General features: G+C 63.4%; 12 protein-coding genes and 1 tRNA gene. 8 read left to right on the plus strand and 5 right to left on the minus strand.

Annotated elements, in window-relative coordinates; all coding sequences use genetic code 11:
* The first annotated feature begins 113 nt into the window (after nt 1-113).
* The 3 genes from HHL25_RS00485 (at nt 114) to HHL25_RS00495 (ending at nt 3,899) form a co-directional block, all read left to right on the plus strand.
* A complete protein-coding gene (locus tag HHL25_RS00485) occupies nt 114-1,475 on the plus strand; it encodes an aspartate aminotransferase family protein (protein ID WP_169586206.1) in 1,362 nt (453 codons plus the stop codon).
* 292 nt (nt 1,476-1,767) lie between these two features.
* Nucleotides 1,768-3,264 carry a hypothetical protein gene (locus HHL25_RS00490; protein ID WP_246701663.1) on the plus strand — a complete coding sequence of 499 codons (1,497 nt, stop codon included), beginning with the start codon at nt 1,768-1,770 and terminating at the stop codon, nt 3,262-3,264.
* 221 nt (nt 3,265-3,485) lie between these two features.
* Nucleotides 3,486-3,899, plus strand: coding sequence for a hypothetical protein (locus HHL25_RS00495; RefSeq protein WP_169586210.1), 414 nt, complete (start codon nt 3,486-3,488; stop codon nt 3,897-3,899).
* A 76-nt stretch (nt 3,900-3,975) separates the two neighbouring features.
* Here HHL25_RS00495 and HHL25_RS00500 read toward each other — a convergent pair.
* Both HHL25_RS00500 and cpdR1 read right to left on the minus strand, forming a co-directional pair.
* Nucleotides 3,976-4,050 (minus strand) — tRNA-Val (locus HHL25_RS00500).
* A gap of 94 nt (nt 4,051-4,144) precedes the next feature.
* Nucleotides 4,145-4,507 (minus strand): response regulator CpdR1, encoded by a 363-nt coding sequence (gene cpdR1, locus HHL25_RS00505; RefSeq protein ID WP_006726917.1) that lies wholly within the window; start codon nt 4,505-4,507, stop codon nt 4,145-4,147.
* A gap of 198 nt (nt 4,508-4,705) precedes the next feature.
* Between cpdR1 and HHL25_RS00510 the strand changes: the two genes are divergently transcribed.
* On the plus strand, nt 4,706-5,581 hold the full coding sequence (locus HHL25_RS00510; protein ID WP_169589495.1) for an N-formylglutamate amidohydrolase: 876 nt from the start codon (nt 4,706-4,708) through the stop codon (nt 5,579-5,581).
* 267 nt (nt 5,582-5,848) lie between these two features.
* Nucleotides 5,849-6,625 (plus strand): histidinol-phosphatase, encoded by a 777-nt coding sequence (hisN, locus tag HHL25_RS00515; RefSeq protein WP_169586211.1) that lies wholly within the window; start codon nt 5,849-5,851, stop codon nt 6,623-6,625.
* 6 nt (nt 6,626-6,631) lie between these two features.
* Here hisN and HHL25_RS00520 read toward each other — a convergent pair whose 3' ends face one another.
* A complete protein-coding gene (locus tag HHL25_RS00520; RefSeq protein WP_169586213.1) occupies nt 6,632-7,621 on the minus strand; it encodes an alpha/beta fold hydrolase in 990 nt (329 codons plus the stop codon).
* A gap of 422 nt (nt 7,622-8,043) precedes the next feature.
* Here HHL25_RS00520 and HHL25_RS00525 point away from each other — a divergent pair, with 422 nt between their 5' ends.
* Nucleotides 8,044-8,511, plus strand: coding sequence for an Hsp20 family protein (locus HHL25_RS00525; protein ID WP_169586215.1), 468 nt, complete (start codon nt 8,044-8,046; stop codon nt 8,509-8,511).
* A gap of 87 nt (nt 8,512-8,598) precedes the next feature.
* Here the strand turns inward: HHL25_RS00525 and HHL25_RS00530 are convergent, their stop codons facing one another.
* Nucleotides 8,599-9,648: a threonine aldolase family protein gene (locus HHL25_RS00530; protein WP_169586217.1), complete on the minus strand. Its 1,050-nt coding sequence runs from the start codon at nt 9,646-9,648 to the stop codon at nt 8,599-8,601.
* A gap of 449 nt (nt 9,649-10,097) precedes the next feature.
* On the opposite strand from HHL25_RS00530, the gene gltB reads away from it, so the two are divergent.
* Together gltB and HHL25_RS00540 are read left to right on the plus strand one after the other, a co-directional pair.
* The gene (gene gltB, locus HHL25_RS00535) at nt 10,098-14,789 is read left to right on the plus strand and encodes a glutamate synthase large subunit (protein ID WP_246701721.1); all 4,692 of its coding nucleotides are present in this window, start codon (nt 10,098-10,100) and stop codon (nt 14,787-14,789) included.
* A 93-nt stretch (nt 14,790-14,882) separates the two neighbouring features.
* Nucleotides 14,883-16,337, plus strand: coding sequence for a glutamate synthase subunit beta (locus HHL25_RS00540; protein WP_169586221.1), 1,455 nt, complete (start codon nt 14,883-14,885; stop codon nt 16,335-16,337).
* Between the two features lie 49 nt (nt 16,338-16,386).
* On the opposite strand, the gene HHL25_RS00545 is transcribed toward HHL25_RS00540, so the two are convergent.
* Nucleotides 16,387-17,571, minus strand: coding sequence for an SGNH/GDSL hydrolase family protein (locus HHL25_RS00545; RefSeq protein ID WP_169586223.1), 1,185 nt, complete (start codon nt 17,569-17,571; stop codon nt 16,387-16,389).
* Nucleotides 17,572-17,624 lie beyond the last annotated feature (53 nt).

Genomic DNA, 17,624 nt, shown 5'->3' on the forward strand with positions numbered 1-17,624 from the left:
AACTGAACACTCGTTTAATTTCTCTTGCGTACGGCAACGAGGCCTGTATCATCAGCCCCGAAAGCCGACCCGCCCCCGCGCCTTGTCATGGCGCGCCAGCCCAGAGAAGAACGATGTCCAACGCCAAGATTACCAGCACCGGCAGCAGCTACGGTGTGCAGGCCCTGCCGAAAATCGCCTACGGGAAGGGAAGCTACCTCTATGACGTAAACGGCAAGCGATATCTCGACGGGTCGGGTGGGCCGGCGGTCTACTGCCTCGGGCATGCGCATCCGGAAGTGACGGAAGCGGTAAAGGAACAGCTCGACCGGATCGCGCACGCCTATCGCTATCTCTTCACCTCCGACGCGGTCGAGGAGCTGACCGAAATCATCACCCGCAACACGGGCGGACACTTTCCCAACATCGTCTATGTGTGCAGCGGCTCCGAAGCGGTGGAGTCCTGCATGAAGATCGCCCTCCAGTATCATACGGCCCGGGGCGAAAAGAGCCGCCGGCGGTTCATCTCGCGCCGGCGCTCCTGGCACGGAAACACGCTCGGCGCGCTCTCCGTCTCCGATTTCAAGACGCGCCGCGATGCCTTCGAGGGCAGCCTGCTCGACGTTACCTTCGTCTCCAGCGCCAATGCCTATCGCCGGCCGGAAGGTGTCTCCGCCGAAGGCCTCGTCGCCTATCTCGCGCAGGAACTGGAGGACGAGATCCTGAAGATCGGACCGGACAAGGTTGCGGCCTTCATCTTCGAGCCCGTCGTCGGGGCTGCCGGCGGCGTCGTGCCGGCGCCGGAAGGCTATGCCCGGGCGGTGCGCGATGTCTGTGATCGATATGGCGTCCTGCTGATCGGCGACGAGGTCATGTGCGGTTCGGGACGGACCGGTACGTGGCGGGCGCTGGAGCATGACGGCGTCGTGCCGGACATCATGAGCATCGCCAAGGGACTTGCCGCCGGTTACCAGCCACTCGGCGCCGCACTCTACAGCGACAAGGTCCACGAGACGCTGATGGCCGCTCATGGCGGGGCGATGACCGGCCACACCTTCACCGGCCATACCGCCGCCTGTGCGGCCGGGGTCGCCGTCCAGAAGATCGTCACTCGGGATCGGCTCATGGAACGGGTGACCGCGCGCGGTGCGCAATTGCAGGCCGAACTACGCGCGGCGCTCGCCGATGTGGCGGAAGTCGGCGACGTGCGCGGCAGGGGCTTCTTCATCGGTCTCGAGATGGTCGCCGATCCGGAGACGAAGGAACCGTTCCCCGCCTATGCCAGCCTGCACGCGGCGATCGGCCGGCGTGCCTTCGAGGCAGGGCTGATCTGCTATCCCTGCACAGGCAATGTCGGCGGCGTCGCCGGCGACACGGTCATCCTCGCGCCGCCCTACAATGCCCGCGAGGAAGAACTTGCCGAGATGGTGGCGACGCTTTCGTCGGCGATTCGCGAGTCTGTCGCCGAGGCGCACCGTACCGTCGCCAATCGCTGAGGCGATCCGACGGGGCGGCCCACCGCTATATTTCATCAATCAAAAGTCGCATTTTGATACAGGCGGCCGGTCTCCGGCCGTCGCGAAACCGTCATGCGGGTAAGAAAGTTGTTGGAATCGTGGCAGGGCTGTCCGATGCGCCGAAACTTTGCTTTGACGCAGGTCAAAACATGCTCAATCTTCCCATCATGGGTAGCTGATGTGGACGACGTGACCTGAAAAGTCATTTCTAAACAATTAATTAGAAATATACGAAATAGTTGTTGGGACCTGATTGGGGGACAAGATGGTCATGAGCTTTTTTCGCCGTACCGATGAGCAGCACAAGGTTTCTGCCGGGACCGGACCGTCGGCCGGACGCCCGGTCGGGGCAATGACGTCTTCGTCGTCCGTGATGTCGCAGCAACCCAGGGGCGAACTTGGCGACTGCGAGGCCTTCGGTTCCGTGGTCGAGGAAAGCCATCTTTCCTCGGAGCAACTGCTGTCCGGTCTCGGCTTCTTGCAGGAGCGGGTATCTTCACTGCTGACGTCGCATGGCGATGCGCTCGCCGAACTCGGGACGCTTCGCACCGAGCGGGCGCGTATCGCAACGCTGCTCGACTACGAGAGCAATGCGCGGCGCAAGCTGGACGCCGAAAGCGCGCGGCTGGCCGGCGAAAACAAGGAGCTCAAGGCGGAAAATACCCAACTCCGGTCCGATGCCGATGAGGCGCGCGAAAAGCTCGTGCGGCTCGAGGCGCTCTACGAGGCCAATGCCCATGACTTGGCAGTGGTCGAAGCGCGCCTTCGTGACGCGGCCCGCGAACTCGACGAGCGGATCGGCCAGTACGACGAGACGGCGGCCCTTCTAAAGCGCGCCCATCACGATCTCGAGCAGCGCAATCGCGACTTCGCCGCCATGCGCGAGAAATACGAGACCGAGCGCACCCAGCACCAGGTGCTGATCGAGACGTCGCGCCGCGAGGCCGATGCGCAGGCGCGCGAGATCGAGCGCCTGGCCGAGGACAAGCGACAGCTGAAGGCCGGCCTGGTGCATCAGGAGAACCTGTCGCGCAATCTGGTCGGCGAGGTTACCACGCTGAAGCAGGAATTGAACTTCACGGACGAGAAGCTCAAGCGGCTGCAGGCGGAACTGGACACCAAGCAGAGCGCGATGACCGTCGAGATGTCGCAGCTCGTGACCCGCAACGAGGCGGTCAGTTCGAAGGCCGAACTGGTCGAGAAGCTGCTGGTGACCGCACGTGGCCGCGTCAAGCTGGTCGAGGACGAGCTTCAGGCGACGCGTTCGGAACTCAAGCAGGTGAAGGCGGAGTTCGCCACGTCGTCGCTCAGGGCCGATCGTCTGGCACAGGAGCTGTCGGACGCCCGTTCCACGCATTCCGACAACGAGGCGCAGCGCCGCGACCTGTCGCTGCAGGTGAGCGAACTCACGATGCGCCTGCGCGATTCGGAAAACATGCGCGGCAAGCGGGATCGCGACGCGGAAACGTTGAAGCGAGACTTCGACCAGCGCAGCCATGCCGACCAGGAAGAGATCCGCCAGTATCGTTCGAGTGCCGAAGTCGCCAAGGCGGAGATCCGCCAGCTGCGCTCCGAGATCGCCATCCTGACCGGCCAGTTGGAAGTGGCTCGCAACGACCGCCAGTCGCAGCCATCTGTGCCGATGCCCGCCGCGTCGCTCGGGCCGCTCGAAAACTGGAGCCTGCCGAGCGAAACGGCGGCCCCCAAGCCGATCATCGAGATCTCGGAGAAATCGCTGCGCAGCCCCTGGCCGCCGGCGGAGACCTGATCCCGACCTGCTCGTCACGCTGTGGCGTGGCGGACCAGCCGCCCGAAGGGGCGTATCTGAAAGCCGCCGGTTCATGAGGAGCCGGCGGCTTTTCCCGTTATGGGGTGATCTGCTCCCCGGCGCGGCGTTGGGCGACCCTTGATGGACTAGGACGGCATGGATCGGATAGTCGCGGGGCGCGCGGGCATGCTAGGAACGCGCGCCAATGGAAATGAGGATCGATGACGGAGCCCGCCACGATAACAGTGCCTGGACGCGCCTGCGGGGGGTGCACGCTCTGTTGCGACCTGCCGGACATCGACGAGCTCGACAAGCCCGCCAATACGCTCTGTCGCCATTGCGTGCGCGATCAGGGCTGTCTCGCCTATGAGGCGCGGCCCAGGACGTGCCGCAGCTTCTATTGTTCCTGGATGACCGACCCGCAGATGGCGGCGGAGTGGGAGCCTGCACACAGTCACATGATGGTCTACCGGCAGGGGCAGCAGCTCACCGTGCTGGTCGACCCGCGTCGTCCCGATGTCTGGCGCGGCGAGAGATATCTTGCGACGCTGAAGCGTTGGGCGGGCGAGGCGGAGGCAATGGGCGGTTATGTCATCGTCTTTGTCGGGGACGAAGTGATGAAGATCGCCCCTTGAGTCGGTACCTGAGGGCCTGGTCCCGAATGCGACAAGGGCTCGCCGATTTCTCGGCAAGCCCTTGTTTGAATTAGGATGGTGGGCGTGACAGGGATTGAACCTGTGACCCCTACGATGTCAACGTAGTGCTCTCCCGCTGAGCTACACGCCCATCCGATGGCGGCTTAAGACCACAAAACCTGTTCGCCCGTCAATAGGCTTTTTGGGGTTTTGTGAAGAGTTTTTTACAGCCGCCGCGAAACCCCTTACGCAGCAAGGAGTTTGTTGACTTCGTCGACGAGGTCGCGAAGGTGGAAAGGCTTGGAAAGGACCTTGGCATCCTTCGGAGCCTTCGAATCGGCGTTGAGCGCGACGGCCGCGAAGCCGGTGATGAACATCACCTTGAGGTCCGGATCGAGCTCGGTGGCGCGGCGCGCGAGCTCGATGCCGTCCATTTCCGGCATGACGATGTCGGTCAAAAGCAGCGAGAAGGGTTCTTCCCGGAGGCGGTCATAGGCGCTAGCGCCGTTGTCGAAGGAGGACACCTTGTAGCCCGCCTTTTCCAGTGCCTTCACCAGGAACCGGCGCATGTCGTTGTCGTCTTCGGCGAGAAGGATTTTCTGTGTCATGTGGGGACCGCTATTCACTCATTTCGGGTAGGGCTTTCAGCCCCCAAAGCTAGCTCTTCGCGAGTAAAGATCCCGTGAATAACCGGAAAAGGGGCGCCGACCGCCATTTCTGGCAGTATGGACTTCCGCGGGGCCAGCTGGCAACATGATGTTAAGAAGAAGATTGTGACTTGGTAAAGAAGGGGCACCGTGGACGGGATGGCAGTCGATTTCCAGCTGTTCGAGGTGCGCGAGCCGGAAACGCAGTCCATTCCCTTCGTCTACAACTCGCCGCATAGCGGCCGGCGCTACCCTTTGAGTTTTCTCGAGCAGTCCCGTCTTGACGGAACGGCGATCCGCCGGTCCGAGGACCACTATGTCGACGAACTCTTCGGTGCTGCACCCGAACTCGGCGCGCCGATGCTGCTCGCCCATTTCCCGCGCGCCTTCGTCGACGTCAATCGCGAACCCTACGAACTCGATCCGAAGATGTTTTCCGATCCGGTTCCGCCCTTTGCCAACATCAATTCGGTGCGTGTGGCCGGTGGCCTCGGGACGATCCCGAAGATCGTCGCGGAGAACATGGAGATCTACGCACGGCGGTTGCCGGTCGCCGAAGCGCTGGAGCGGATCGAGGAAATCTACAAGCCGTACCATCATTGCCTGCGCAAGCTGATCGCCCGGACCCATGCGCGTTTCGGGTTCGGCGTGCTGATCGACTGCCACTCGATGCCCGGCAATATCCGGATCGCCGGCAGCGGCATCCGTCCGGATTTCATCATCGGCGACCGCTATGGCACCAGCGCCTCGGCCGAACTCTCCGAGGCGGCGCTGGAATTCCTCGGCAGTCTTGGCTTCACGGCCGTGCGGAACAAGCCCTATGCCGGCGGCTTCATCACCGAACACTACGGCCGGCCGGCGCGAGGCCTGCATGCGCTGCAGATCGAGGTGAACCGGGCGATCTACGTCAACGAGACGACGCTGGCAAAGCGGGACGACTTTTGCGCGCTCGCCGGCTCCATCGCGGTGTTCATGCAGCAGATGTCTGAATTTGTTGCCGATTTTTCCGGCGATGCCGCGCTCGCGGCCGAGTGATTTCCCCGACAGGTCAAAAAAAACCGCGCCATTGGCGCGGCTAAGTCTAGGGAGGAAACACCCAAGGAGGGTATTTACAGTCCAAGGACTGTAAGGAAGACACTATTGCTGCATCGCACAATTGTCAAGTTTCAAAAGTCACTTTTTTGAGCAAGCCGCTTTTTTGCGCATTTTTGGTTCGAGGGCGCTCGATGCGCAGAGATTGCAAATCGCCAAAACTGCTTTAAGAGACTGGCATCTCGTCCTCACCATCAAGCGGAACAGCCGATGCGCCCCGATCGCTCCTTCTTCAATCGTCTTGCCGATGCCGCCAAAGCCGAAACCCTGCCGCGCTTTCGTTCGGGGCTCAGCGTGGTCAACAAGCAGCAGGGCGGCTTCGACCCGGTCACCGAGGGCGACCAGGCGGCGGAGGCCGTCATCCGCGCGTTGATCGAGGCCGAGTTTCCGGAGCACGGCATTCTCGGCGAGGAGCATGAAGACGTCGGGACCGACCGCGACCATGTCTGGGTGATCGATCCGATCGACGGCACGCGCGCCTTCATCTCCGGCGTTCCGGTATGGGGCACGCTGATCGGCTTCCAGGAGAAGGGGCGCTCGGTCATGGGGCTGATGGACCAGCCGTTCACCGGTGAACGCTATTTCGCCGACGGCGAGCGGTCCTGGTACAGCGGTCCCGACGGTGAGCGACAGATCCGCACGCGCGATTGCGGCGGGCTCGACAACGCGATCCTTTTCTCCACTTCGCCGCATCTCTTCAAGGGCCCCGAGGTTGCCAGGTTCCAGGCCGTGCAGGACCGGGTGAAGCTCTTCCGCTATGGCATCGACTGCTACGCCTATGCGCTGCTTGCGGCCGGCCATGTCGACCTGGTCATCGAGACTGTGCTGAAGCCCTATGACGTCGGCGCGCTGATCCCGCTGATCGAGCAGGCCGGCGGCGTCGTCACCACCTGGGACGGCGGGCGTCCGGAGGGCGGCGGTTCGATCATCGCGGCCGGCAGTGCAGCGCTTCATGCCGAAGCGCTGGCGATGCTCAACAGCAATTGAGGGCGATCAGTCCTCGGTGAGAGCCGGCGCGGCGTCTGTCGCGCCGTTTTCGTTTTCGGGTTCGCCGCCGGGAATGAAGGCGTCGAAGGCCGCAAGCGCCTGGGCGCGGAAACGGTCCCGCTCTTGCAGGATCTCGTGCCGGCTGCCCGGCACCGGCACCAGCTGGCCGGCGCGGAAATATTGCGACAGCTTTTCCTGATAGGCATAGGGCACGATCGGGTCTTTGCCGGGCGCGACGATCACCGTCGGCACGGTGATCGAGGCGAGGTGGCGCGCCGACGAGACGCGCTTCATCGTCTTCTGCGCCTCATAGAGCCAGCGCGCCGTCGGCGGCCCGAGCGCCAGATGCGGGAAGCGGCGGATGATCTCGTTGTTGCGCTCGAAGCGCAGCTGGTCGGAGGTCAGCGGATTGTCGTCGAAGGGTTTCAGAGGTTCATCTGAGGTCAGGCAGATGCGTCCGAAGCCGGTGAAGGTCGCGAGCGTCGAGATCCGGTGAATGTTCGTCGGCGAGAGCTTCTGGCCGCCGAGCCCGACAAAGGGCGCCATCAGCACCATCCGGTCGATGCGGTTGGCGAGGCGGGGCGCCGCCGACAGGGCGATCAGCCCGCCGGTCGAGTGGGCGAGCAGGAAGAAGGGCAGGCGGGTGTCCGGCAGGACGATCTGCTCGAGAAAGATCTCGAGGTCGCGCACATAGTCGGAAAAGCGGTAGACGTGGCCCTTGCGGACATTCTTCAGCAGTCGCTCGGAACCGCCCTGACCCCGGAAGTCATAGGTGGCGACCCAGAGGCCCCGCGCATTCAGGTCGCGGATCGTCTCGAAATACTTCTCGATGGATTCGTTGCGGCCATGCAGGAGGACGACGGTGCCCTTGGAGACGGGCCGGTCCGACTTGAAGACCGCATAGCGCAGCCTGACGCCCCGATGCCCCTTGAAGAAGCCGGTGATCGGGTTGCCAGGGATGGGATTGCCCGGGGTCGGGTGAAGGATGGTGTCCATGCTCGCATTCGCCGAATCGTACATGGGCGCAATTGCCCCCTCTTCAGACTCGGATAGGACGAAGGTCCGGCAAGGTCAAAGAAAAAAGCCGGAACCGCTAGTTCGGGGACACGGGCGCGGTTCCGGCGAAAGCTGACCGGAAGAGGAAGGGACGATATCTTCCGGTCATCGGGTTTGAGACATCCGATAGATGCGGTTCTACAAGGAGCGCACTGAACTCGGACTGAACCGCCTGTTCATTTGAAATTCATCGCTTGAGGCGCCTGCCGTGCCGAGCCTTCCTGCCGGGTTCTTGAATTCGCGATCGGGCGTTCCCATCTCATTTTCGTGGTTGCCAGAACGGGACCGCTTTCCATTCCGTCGCCGCCTGAACAGGGGTGCCGGACGCGAAAACCGCTAACAGTCGCTTCAAGGAGGACCTTATGCGTCACGTCGATTTTTCCCCCCTCTACCGTTCCACCGTCGGCTTCGACCGCCTGTTCACCATGCTGGACAGCCTCGGGCAGCCCGACCAGGCCCAGACCTATCCGCCCTACAACATCGAGCGCACCGGCGAGACGACCTACCGCATCACCATGGCGGTCGCCGGTTTCGATGAAACTGAGCTCAGCATCGAGGCGCATGCCCATGTGCTGACCGTCAAGGGCGAGAAGGCCGAAGAAGAAAAGGCCGAGCAGAGCGAATTCCTCTATCGCGGCATTGCCAAGCGCGCCTTCGAGCGCCGCTTCCAGCTTGCCGACCACGTCGAAGTGACCAGCGCCTCGCTGAAGAATGGCCTGCTGCACATCGACCTTCTTCGTAATATTCCGGAGGCAATGAAGCCGCGCAAGATTTCGATCAGCGCCGAGGCCATCAACGCACCGAAGGCGATCGAAGCTCGCGTCGCCTGATCGGGCTATCCGTCAGTTCGGTGAAATGAGAAAGGGCGGTCCCGCGGGGCCGCCCTTTTCCTTTGTCCGGCACAGTTCCGGATGCAATCAGGCCAGGACCTCGAGGAAGCGGTCGACCTCGTCGGCGGTTGTCGAGAAGCTGGTGACCAGCCGGATCAGGACTTCGTTCTCGCCGAGCAGGTCCGGCGTTTCGGCCGGCACCGGCCAGTCGTAGAACTTCGCGCCCCTGTCCTCGGCGAGTGTGGCCGCATCCTTGGCGAGTACGGCGAAGATCTCGTTGGTCGTGGTGTTCCAGGCGAGCCGGCTTTTCGACGAGGCGGCAATTCCGGCACGCAGCCGGTCGGCCATGCCGTTGGCGTTTCGCGCGAGATCGAGCCACAGGCCTCCGTCGAGATAGGCTTCGAACTGGGCCGAGATGAAGCGGGTCTTGGAGAACAGCTGGGCCGAGCGCTTGCGGATGAAGGGCATTTCGGTCGCCAGTTCCGGCTTCAGGAAGATGATCGCCTCGGCGCACCAGCAACCATTCTTTGTGGCGCCGAAGGAGAGGATGTCGACGCCGCGCTTCCAGGTCATGTCGGCCGGGGTGGCGCCGAGGGCGACCAGCGCGTTGGCAAAGCGGGCACCGTCCATGTGCAGCGGCAGGCCGTGGCTACGGGCGACGGCGCCGATCGCCTCGATCTCGTCCAGGGAATAGACCGTGCCCATCTCGGTTGCCTGGGTCAGCGTCACCGCCATCGGGCGTCCCTGGTGGACGGCGCCCGGCGGAAAGCGGCCGATCGCCGCCGACAGGGCCTGGGCATCCATCTTGCCGTTCGGGCCCGGTACCGGGAAGAGCCGGCAAGCGCCGGTCAGGAATTCCGGGGCGCCGCACTCGTCGGCCGTGACATGGGCTTCGGAATGGCAGAAGGTAACGCCGCCCGGCTTGGCTACGGCCGCAAGCGACAGCGAATTGGCCGCCGTGCCGGTGCCGACGAAGAAGACCGCGACCTCGCGCTGGAAGAGGTCGTTGAAGCGCTCTTCCATGCGCCGGTCGAGATCGCTGGTGCCGTAGGCCGCGGCGTAGCCCGCCGCTTCGCGGGCGAGGCTCTCGGCGATCCTTGGGTGGGCACCGGCCCAATTGTCTGAGGCGAAAAACATGACAATAATTCCGTTTGAAAGAGGTGGGTTCGGCTAGAGGCAGATTAGGGATTTCCCCGTGCCGATCAATCCAATCCGCGGCGGACCGATGTCGCTTTATACGCTTGCGCAATAAGCGGTGGGTATCGCGCTGGGTTGCGCAATAAAATTACGCGAATGCCTTTCATCTCGTAATAAAGCGGCTTTTCGGTCGTTAATTTTTTGTCGGAGCGCCTTGCGTCTCCATTCGGTTTCTGTCATAGAAAGCTAGAAAATAGGTCAGAACAATTGACCTAATTCGAGAATTTTGAGCCGGTTCGGTTCGTCTGTCATGATGGTGAGAGCGTTTCTCGCCAGAATGGGACGGCTGCGCCGGCATCGGCGCCAGCGGTTCTGGCGGGTATGGCCCGGGTTTACGGGCGCAATTTGGAGGGAAGGCAATGACCAAGATGACGCCATCCGAAGAGATCATGCAGGCATCCACCGCAGCCGGCGAAGAGCGCGCGGTGCGAACGCTCGTTCATGGTCTTCCCGCCAAACAGGGTCTCTATGATCCGCAGAACGAACACGACGCCTGCGGCGTCGGCTTCATTGCCCATATGAAGGGCGAGAAGTCGCACCAGATCGTCAAGGACGGCCTGTTCATCCTGGAAAACCTCACCCATCGCGGCGCCGTCGGCGCCGATCCGCTGATGGGCGACGGCGCCGGCATTCTGGTGCAGATCCCCGACCGCTTCTTCCGCGAGGAGATGGCGAAGCAGGGCATCACCCTGCCGAAGGCCGGTGAATATGCGGTCGGCCACTTTTTCTTCCCGCAGGACGAGAAGCAGATCGCCCATTTCAAGAAGATTATCGCCGACGTCTGTCATGCCGAGGGGCAGAACCTGATCGGCTACCGTGACGTGCCGGTCGACAATGCCTCGCTGTCGAAGGCTCCGGACATTGCGGCGACCGAGCCGCGCCACATCCAGGTCTTCATCGGCGCCGGTCGCGACGCCGCGACCCAGGAGCAGTTCGAGCGCCGCCTGTTCCTGCTGCGCAAGGTGATCTCCAACCGCATCTATGACGAGTTCAAGGGTGAAGATACCGGTTTCTATCCGGTGTCGCTGTCGTCCTCGACCATCGTCTACAAGGGCATGTTCCTCGCCTTCCAGGTCGGCGCCTACTACAAGGATCTTGCCGATCCGCGCTTCGAGTCGGCGGTCGCCCTCGTGCACCAGCGCTTCTCGACCAATACCTTCCCGTCGTGGAAGCTCGCCCACCCGTACCGCATGGTCGCCCATAACGGTGAAATCAACACGCTGCGCGGCAACGTCAACTGGATGGCGGCGCGCCAGGCGTCTGTCTCCTCGCCGCTGTTCGGTTCGGACATCTCCAAGCTCTGGCCGATTTCCTATGAAGGCCAGTCCGACACCGCCTGCTTCGACAACGCGCTCGAATTCCTGCAGCGCGGCGGCTATTCGCTGGCCCATGCGGTGATGATGCTGATCCCGGAAGCCTGGGCCGGCAACCAGCTGATGAGCCCCGAGCGGAAGGCCTTCTACGAGTATCACGCCGCCCTGATGGAACCGTGGGACGGGCCGGCTGCGGTCTGCTTCACCGACGGCCGCCAGATCGGCGCGACGCTCGACCGCAATGGTCTGCGTCCGGCCCGCTATCTCGTCACCGACGACGACCGCGTTATCCTTGCTTCCGAAGCAGGCACGCTGCCGGTTCCGGAAGAGCGGATCGTCAAGAAGTGGCGCCTGCAGCCGGGCAAGATGCTGCTCATCGACATGGAAAAGGGCCGCATCATTTCCGACCAGGAAGTGAAGTCAGACCTCGCCAAGAGCCACCCCTATCGCGACTGGCTCGACCGCACCCAGCTCATCCTCGAGGACCTGAAGCCGGTCGAACCCCGGGCGCTGCGCCGCGACGTGTCGCTGCTCGATCGCCAGCAGGCCTTCGGCTACACGACCGAGGACACCAAGCTCCTGATGTCGCCGATGGCGACCACCGGCCAGGAAGCGATCGGTTCGATGGGCACCGATACGCCGATCTCGGCGATGTCGGTGAAGTCGAAGCTGCTCTACACCTATTTCAAGCAGAACTTCGCCCAGGTCACCAACCCGCCGATCGACCCGATCCGCGAGGAACTCGTCATGAGCCTCGTATCGTTCATCGGCCCGCGCCCGAACATTCTCGACCATGCCGGCATGGCTCATGCCAAGCGTCTTGAAGTGCGCCAGCCGATCCTGACCAACGGCGATCTCGAAAAGATCCGGTCGATCGGTCACACCGAGGACCGCTTCGACACCAAGACGCTCGACTTCACCTACGATGCCGAGCGCGGTGCCGAGGGCATGCCGGAAATGCTCGATCGTCTCTGCGAGCGCGCCGAAGCTGCCGTTCGCGGCGGCTACAACATCATCGTGCTCTCCGACCGCCAGATCGGCCCGGACCGCGTCGCGATCCCGGCGCTGCTTGCGACGGCCGCAGTGCACCATCACCTGATCCGCAAGGGGCTCAGAACCTCGGTTGGTCTCGTGGTGGAATCGGGCGAGCCGCGCGAAGTGCATCACTTCTGCTGTCTCGCCGGCTACGGCGCCGAGGCGATCAACCCCTACCTCGCCTTCGACACCCTGCTCGACATGCACAAGCACGGCGAGTTTCCGAAGGAAGTCTCCGAGGACGAGGTCGTCTATCGCTACATCAAGGCCGTCGGCAAGGGCATCCTCAAGGTCATGTCCAAGATGGGCATCTCGACCTACCAGTCCTATTGCGGCGCGCAGATCTTCGATGCGGTCGGTCTCTCTTCGGAGCTGGTCGAGAAGTACTTCTTCGGTACCGCCACGACCATCGAAGGCATCGGCCTTTCGGAAATCTCCGAAGAGACGGTGAGCCGTCACCGCGCGGCCTTCGGCAAGGATCCGGTGTTGGCCAACACGCTCGATATCGGCGGCGAATATGCCTACCGCATGCGCGGCGAAAACCATGCCTGGAGCCCGGATTCGATCGCTGCCCTGCAGCATGCCGTCCGTGGCAACAGCCAGGACCGTTACCGCGAGTTCGCGGAGATGGTGAACGAGAGCTCGCTCAGGATGAACACCATTCGCGGCCTGTTCAAGATCAAGGGTGCCGAGGCGCTCGGCCGCAAACCGATCCCGGTCGAGGAAGTCGAGCCGGCTGTCGAGATCGTCAAGCGTTTCTCGACCGGCGCGATGTCGTTCGGCTCGATCAGCCGCGAGGCGCATACGACGCTGGCGATCGCGATGAACAAGATCGGCGGCAAGTCGAACACGGGTGAGGGCGGTGAGGAGAGCGATCGTTATCTGCCGTTGCTCAACGGTTCGGCGAACCCCGAGCGTTCCGCGATCAAGCAGGTTGCCTCGGGCCGCTTCGGCGTGACCACGGAATACCTGGTCAATGCCGACGTGCTGCAGATCAAGGTGGCGCAGGGCGCCAAGCCCGGCGAAGGCGGTCAGCTGCCCGGCCACAAGGTCGATGCGACGATCGCCAAGACCCGTCACTCGACCCAGGGCGTCGGCCTGATCTCGCCGCCGCCGCATCACGACATTTATTCGATCGAAGACTTGGCACAGCTGATCTTCGACCTGAAGAACGTCAACCCGGTGGCCGACATCTCGGTCAAGCTCGTCTCGGAAGTCGGCGTCGGCACAGTTGCCGCCGGCGTTGCCAAGGCGCGCGCTGACCACATCACCATCGCCGGCTTCGACGGCGGCACCGGCGCCTCGCCGCTGACCTCGCTGAAGCATGCCGGCTCCCCTTGGGAAATCGGTCTCGCCGAAACCCAGCAGACGCTGGTGCTCAACGGCCTTCGCTCGCGCATCGCGCTGCAGGTCGACGGCGGCCTCAAGACCGGACGTGACGTCATCATCGGTGCACTGCTCGGTGCGGACGAATTCGGCTTTGCCACGGCACCGCTGATCGCCGCCGGCTGCATCATGATGCGCAAGTGCCACCTCAACACGTGTCCCGTAGGCGTCGCGACCCAGGACCCGGTCCTGCGCAAGCGCTTCAAGGGCACGCCGGAGCATGTCATCAACTACTTCTTCTTCGTGGCGGAAGAAGTGCGCGAAATCCTCGCTTCTCTGGGCGTTGCCCGGCTCGACGAGATCATCGGCGCTTCCGAACTTCTGGAGAAGGAAGACATGTTGGCGCACTGGAAGGCCGAAGGGCTCGATTTCTCCAAGATCTTCCACAAGGTCCCTGCCGCCAAGGAAGCCACCTACTGGACCGAGCGCCAGAAGCACCCGATCGACGACGTGCTCGACCGCAAGCTGATCGAGAAGGCGATGCCGGCTCTCGATGCCAAGCAGCCCGTCGTGTTCGACGTCGACATCAAGAACGTCGACCGCTCGGCTGGTGCGATGCTGTCGGGCGAGCTTGCCAAGCGCTACGGCCACAAGGGTCTGAAGGACGACACGATCCACGTCACGCTTAACGGCACGGCGGGCCAGTCCTTCGGCGCCTTCCTTGCCCGCGGCATCACCTTCGATCTCGTGGGTGACGGCAACGACTATGTCGGCAAGGGCCTGTCGGGTGGTCGCATCATCGTCCGTCCGCCGGAAAACACGAGGATCGTCGCGGAAGAGTCGATCATCGTCGGCAACACGGTTCTCTACGGCGCGATCGCCGGCGAATGCTACTTCCGCGGCGTGGCCGGCGAACGTTTCGCCGTGCGCAACTCCGGCGCGGTTGCGGTCGTCGAGGGCGTGGGTGACCATGGCTGCGAATACATGACCGGCGGCGTGGTCGTCGTGCTCGGCGGCACGGGCCGCAACTTTGCGGCCGGTATGTCGGGCGGCGTCGCCTATGTGCTGGACGAGAGCGGCGATTTCGCCTCGCGCTGCAATATGGCGATGGTCGAACTCGAGCCGGTTCCGGAAGAGGACGACATGCTCGAGAAGCTGCACCACCATGGCGGTGACCTGATGCACAAGGGCCGTGTCGACGTGTCGGGCGACATGACCCGCCACGACGAGGAGCGCCTGTACCAGCTGATCTCGAACCATCTGCATTACACGGGTTCGGCCCGCGCCAAGCAGATCCTCGACAACTGGGCCGGCTTCCGTCCGAAGTTCCGCAAGGTCATGCCGGTCGAATACCGCCGTGCGCTCGAGGAAATGGAACGCATGCGCATGGGAGTCGCGGCGGAATAACCGCCTTTCGAAGCCGTTCCGCCGGTCGATCGGCGGGGCACCCTTCGGGCACGGGAGCGTGCCGTCCACGAGATATTGAGCAGGATCAGAACTATGGGCAAGGTTACAGGTTTCATGGAAATCGACCGGAGCGTGGCCAAGTATCAGCCGGCGTCCGACCGCATCCGCCATTTCCGCGAATTCACCATCCCGATGTCGGATGCCGAGGTCACCAAACAGGCCGCGCGCTGCATGGATTGCGGCATTCCCTATTGCCACGGTCCGACGGGCTGCCCGGTTCACAACCAGATCCCGGACTGGAACGACCTCGTCTACAACAACAAGTGGGAAGAGGCGATCCGCAACCTCCACTCGACGAACAACTTCCCGGAATTCACCGGCCGCGTCTGTCCGGCACCGTGCGAGGAAGCCTGCACGCTGAACCTCGAGGACACCCCGGTTGCGATCAAGACGGTCGAGCAGGCGCTCGCCGACAAGGCCTATGAGTTGGGCTTCATCGTGCCGCAGCCGGCGACCGTGCATACCGGCAAGAAGGTCGCCATCATCGGCTCGGGCCCGTCCGGTCTGGCCGCTGCCCAGCAGCTCGGCCGTGCCGGCCACGAGGTGCATGTCTACGAGCGTGAATCCAAGCCCGGCGGCCTGCTGCGCTACGGCATTCCGGACTTCAAGATGGAGAAGAACTTCATCGACCGCCGCGTCGAGCAGCTTAAGGGCGAAAACGTCACCTTCCACTGCGGCGTCAATGTCGGCGTTGACGTGAAGATCGAAACCTTGCTCGCCGATTATGACGCAGTGCTCTATTGCGGTGGTTCGGAAACCCCGCGCGAGGCCGGCATCCCCGGCGTCGAGTTGCATGGCGTGCATGACGCCATGCCCTATCTCGTCCAACAGAACCGCCGCGTCGGCCGCGAGAACATCGACAGCGCCGGCTGGCCGTCGGATCCGATCCTTGCCGGGGGCAAGCATATCGTGGTCGTCGGCGGCGGGGACACGGCGTCGGACTGCGTCGGCACGGCGTTCCGCCAGGGCGCGGTGAAGGTCACCCAGCTCGACATCCGCCCGCGTCCGCCGGAAACCGAGGACAAGCTCGCGGTGTGGCCGTTCTGGGCCACCAAGATGCGCACCTCCTCGTCGCAGGCCGAAGGCGCGATCCGTGAATTCCAGGTCGGCACCCTCGAATTCGTCGGGGAAGATGGTGTCCTGACCGGCGTGAAGTGCTGCCAGGTCGACGAGAAGCGCAAGCCGATCGCCGGTTCGGAGTTCATCATCAAGGCTGATCTCGCCTTCATCGCCATCGGCTTCCGCGGTCCCTTCACGGACAGCGTGCTGAAGGAACTCGACGGCAAGCTGACCCTCAACACCGACCGCCGCGGCTCGACGAACGTTGTCGCCAACGATCGCGACTACAAGACCTCGGTGGACAAGCTGTGGACGGCCGGCGACGTGCGCCGCGGCCAGTCGCTGGTCGTCTGGGCCATCCGCGAAGGCCGCCAGGCTGCGCGCGCGATCGACGAAGCCCTCATGGGGGCGAGCGTCCTGCCGCGCTGATCGCGGGCATCGGATAAAACTGGATCGGGCCGCTCTCTAGCGGCCCTTTTCATTTCTGGGTGGAGCCGGTGTTGAGCAGACGCACGTCGTCGACACGGCCGGTGGGGGGCGGCGGAAGCGCACCGTTCTTGACGAGCTGGTCGCGGGGCGAGGGGAGCGTCGAAACCGGCAGCGGCTTGGCGCCGAGCAATTCGGTCGCTCCGTCCAGGTCCGGATCGAAGAGGTCGATCGGCTGGGTGGTCACGACGTTCTTCATCTCGGACGGCGGCAGGCTCAGCAGTTCCGGCAGGTTGCTCGCGTCAAGGCGCACGAGATCCGGGCTGGTCATGTCGCCGAGCAGACGGCGTGCGGATTTCTCGACGTAGAAGGCGAGCTTGCGCTTGCCGGCGGCGGTGAGGTTGATACCGTCGGTGCCGCGCAGGCGGACCTGCTGGCCATTGATGTCGGAGCCGGTGACGATGAAGCGACCATCCTGATCGACGAAGCCGTCCCAGACGTCGATGAACTCGCCGCCGACCCGTTCCACGGAGCGGCGATAGACGGCGTTCAGCGTCAGCGCGTCGGCGGTCATGTTTTGCGGACGGAAGGCGGGCAGGCCAACCCAGAGAAGGGGCACCTTGGCATCTGTGGCGACCTTGGCGAGGGCCGTGACGCGGCGCTCATATTCCTGGAACCACGCATCGGTGCGGAATTCGAGCTTGCCGCCGGCCGTTACCATCTGCTGGCGATCGTTGGCGCCGATGTCGATGATGACGACCGCCGGCTTGGCCTCGACGATCATCTTCGGCAATTCGGTTTGCCAGTCGAAATAGTCCGCGCGCACAAGGCCGGACGAACCGTTGCTCTTCTCCTCGACGACCACACCCGGAGACGCGGCGAAGGCCTCCTCGAGACCGTCTGCAAGGCCGCTTGCGACGAAGTCGCCGATGACGAGCACCTTGCGGGCGTTTTCGATCTTCGGGGCCGGCTCCGGCGGCTTCGGGGCGGTGGTAATGCTGGTGATGCTGGTCGTGGTCTTCTTCACCGAGCGCGGCGTCTTGACCTTGCGCGGCGGTGGGGCCGGCTCTGGAGCACGCCGTTCCCGCGGTCCGAACAGCAGCTCCAGAAGGTTCCGGGGCTTGCGAACCTCCTGGGCGATTGCCGGAGATTCGAGCACGGTCACGCCGGTGAAGGCGAGCGTGAAAAGGCAAGCCAGCCAACCTCGAACGCCGATCTTCCGCCTTGTCACGCGCATGCGCCTGCTGCCTCCCAAGCGCCCCGCATCAGGAACGGAGCGTTACCGGATAT

It is taken from the genome of Rhizobium terricola (assembly GCF_012927355.1).
Taxonomy (GTDB): Bacteria; Pseudomonadota; Alphaproteobacteria; order Rhizobiales; family Rhizobiaceae; genus Allorhizobium; species Allorhizobium terricola.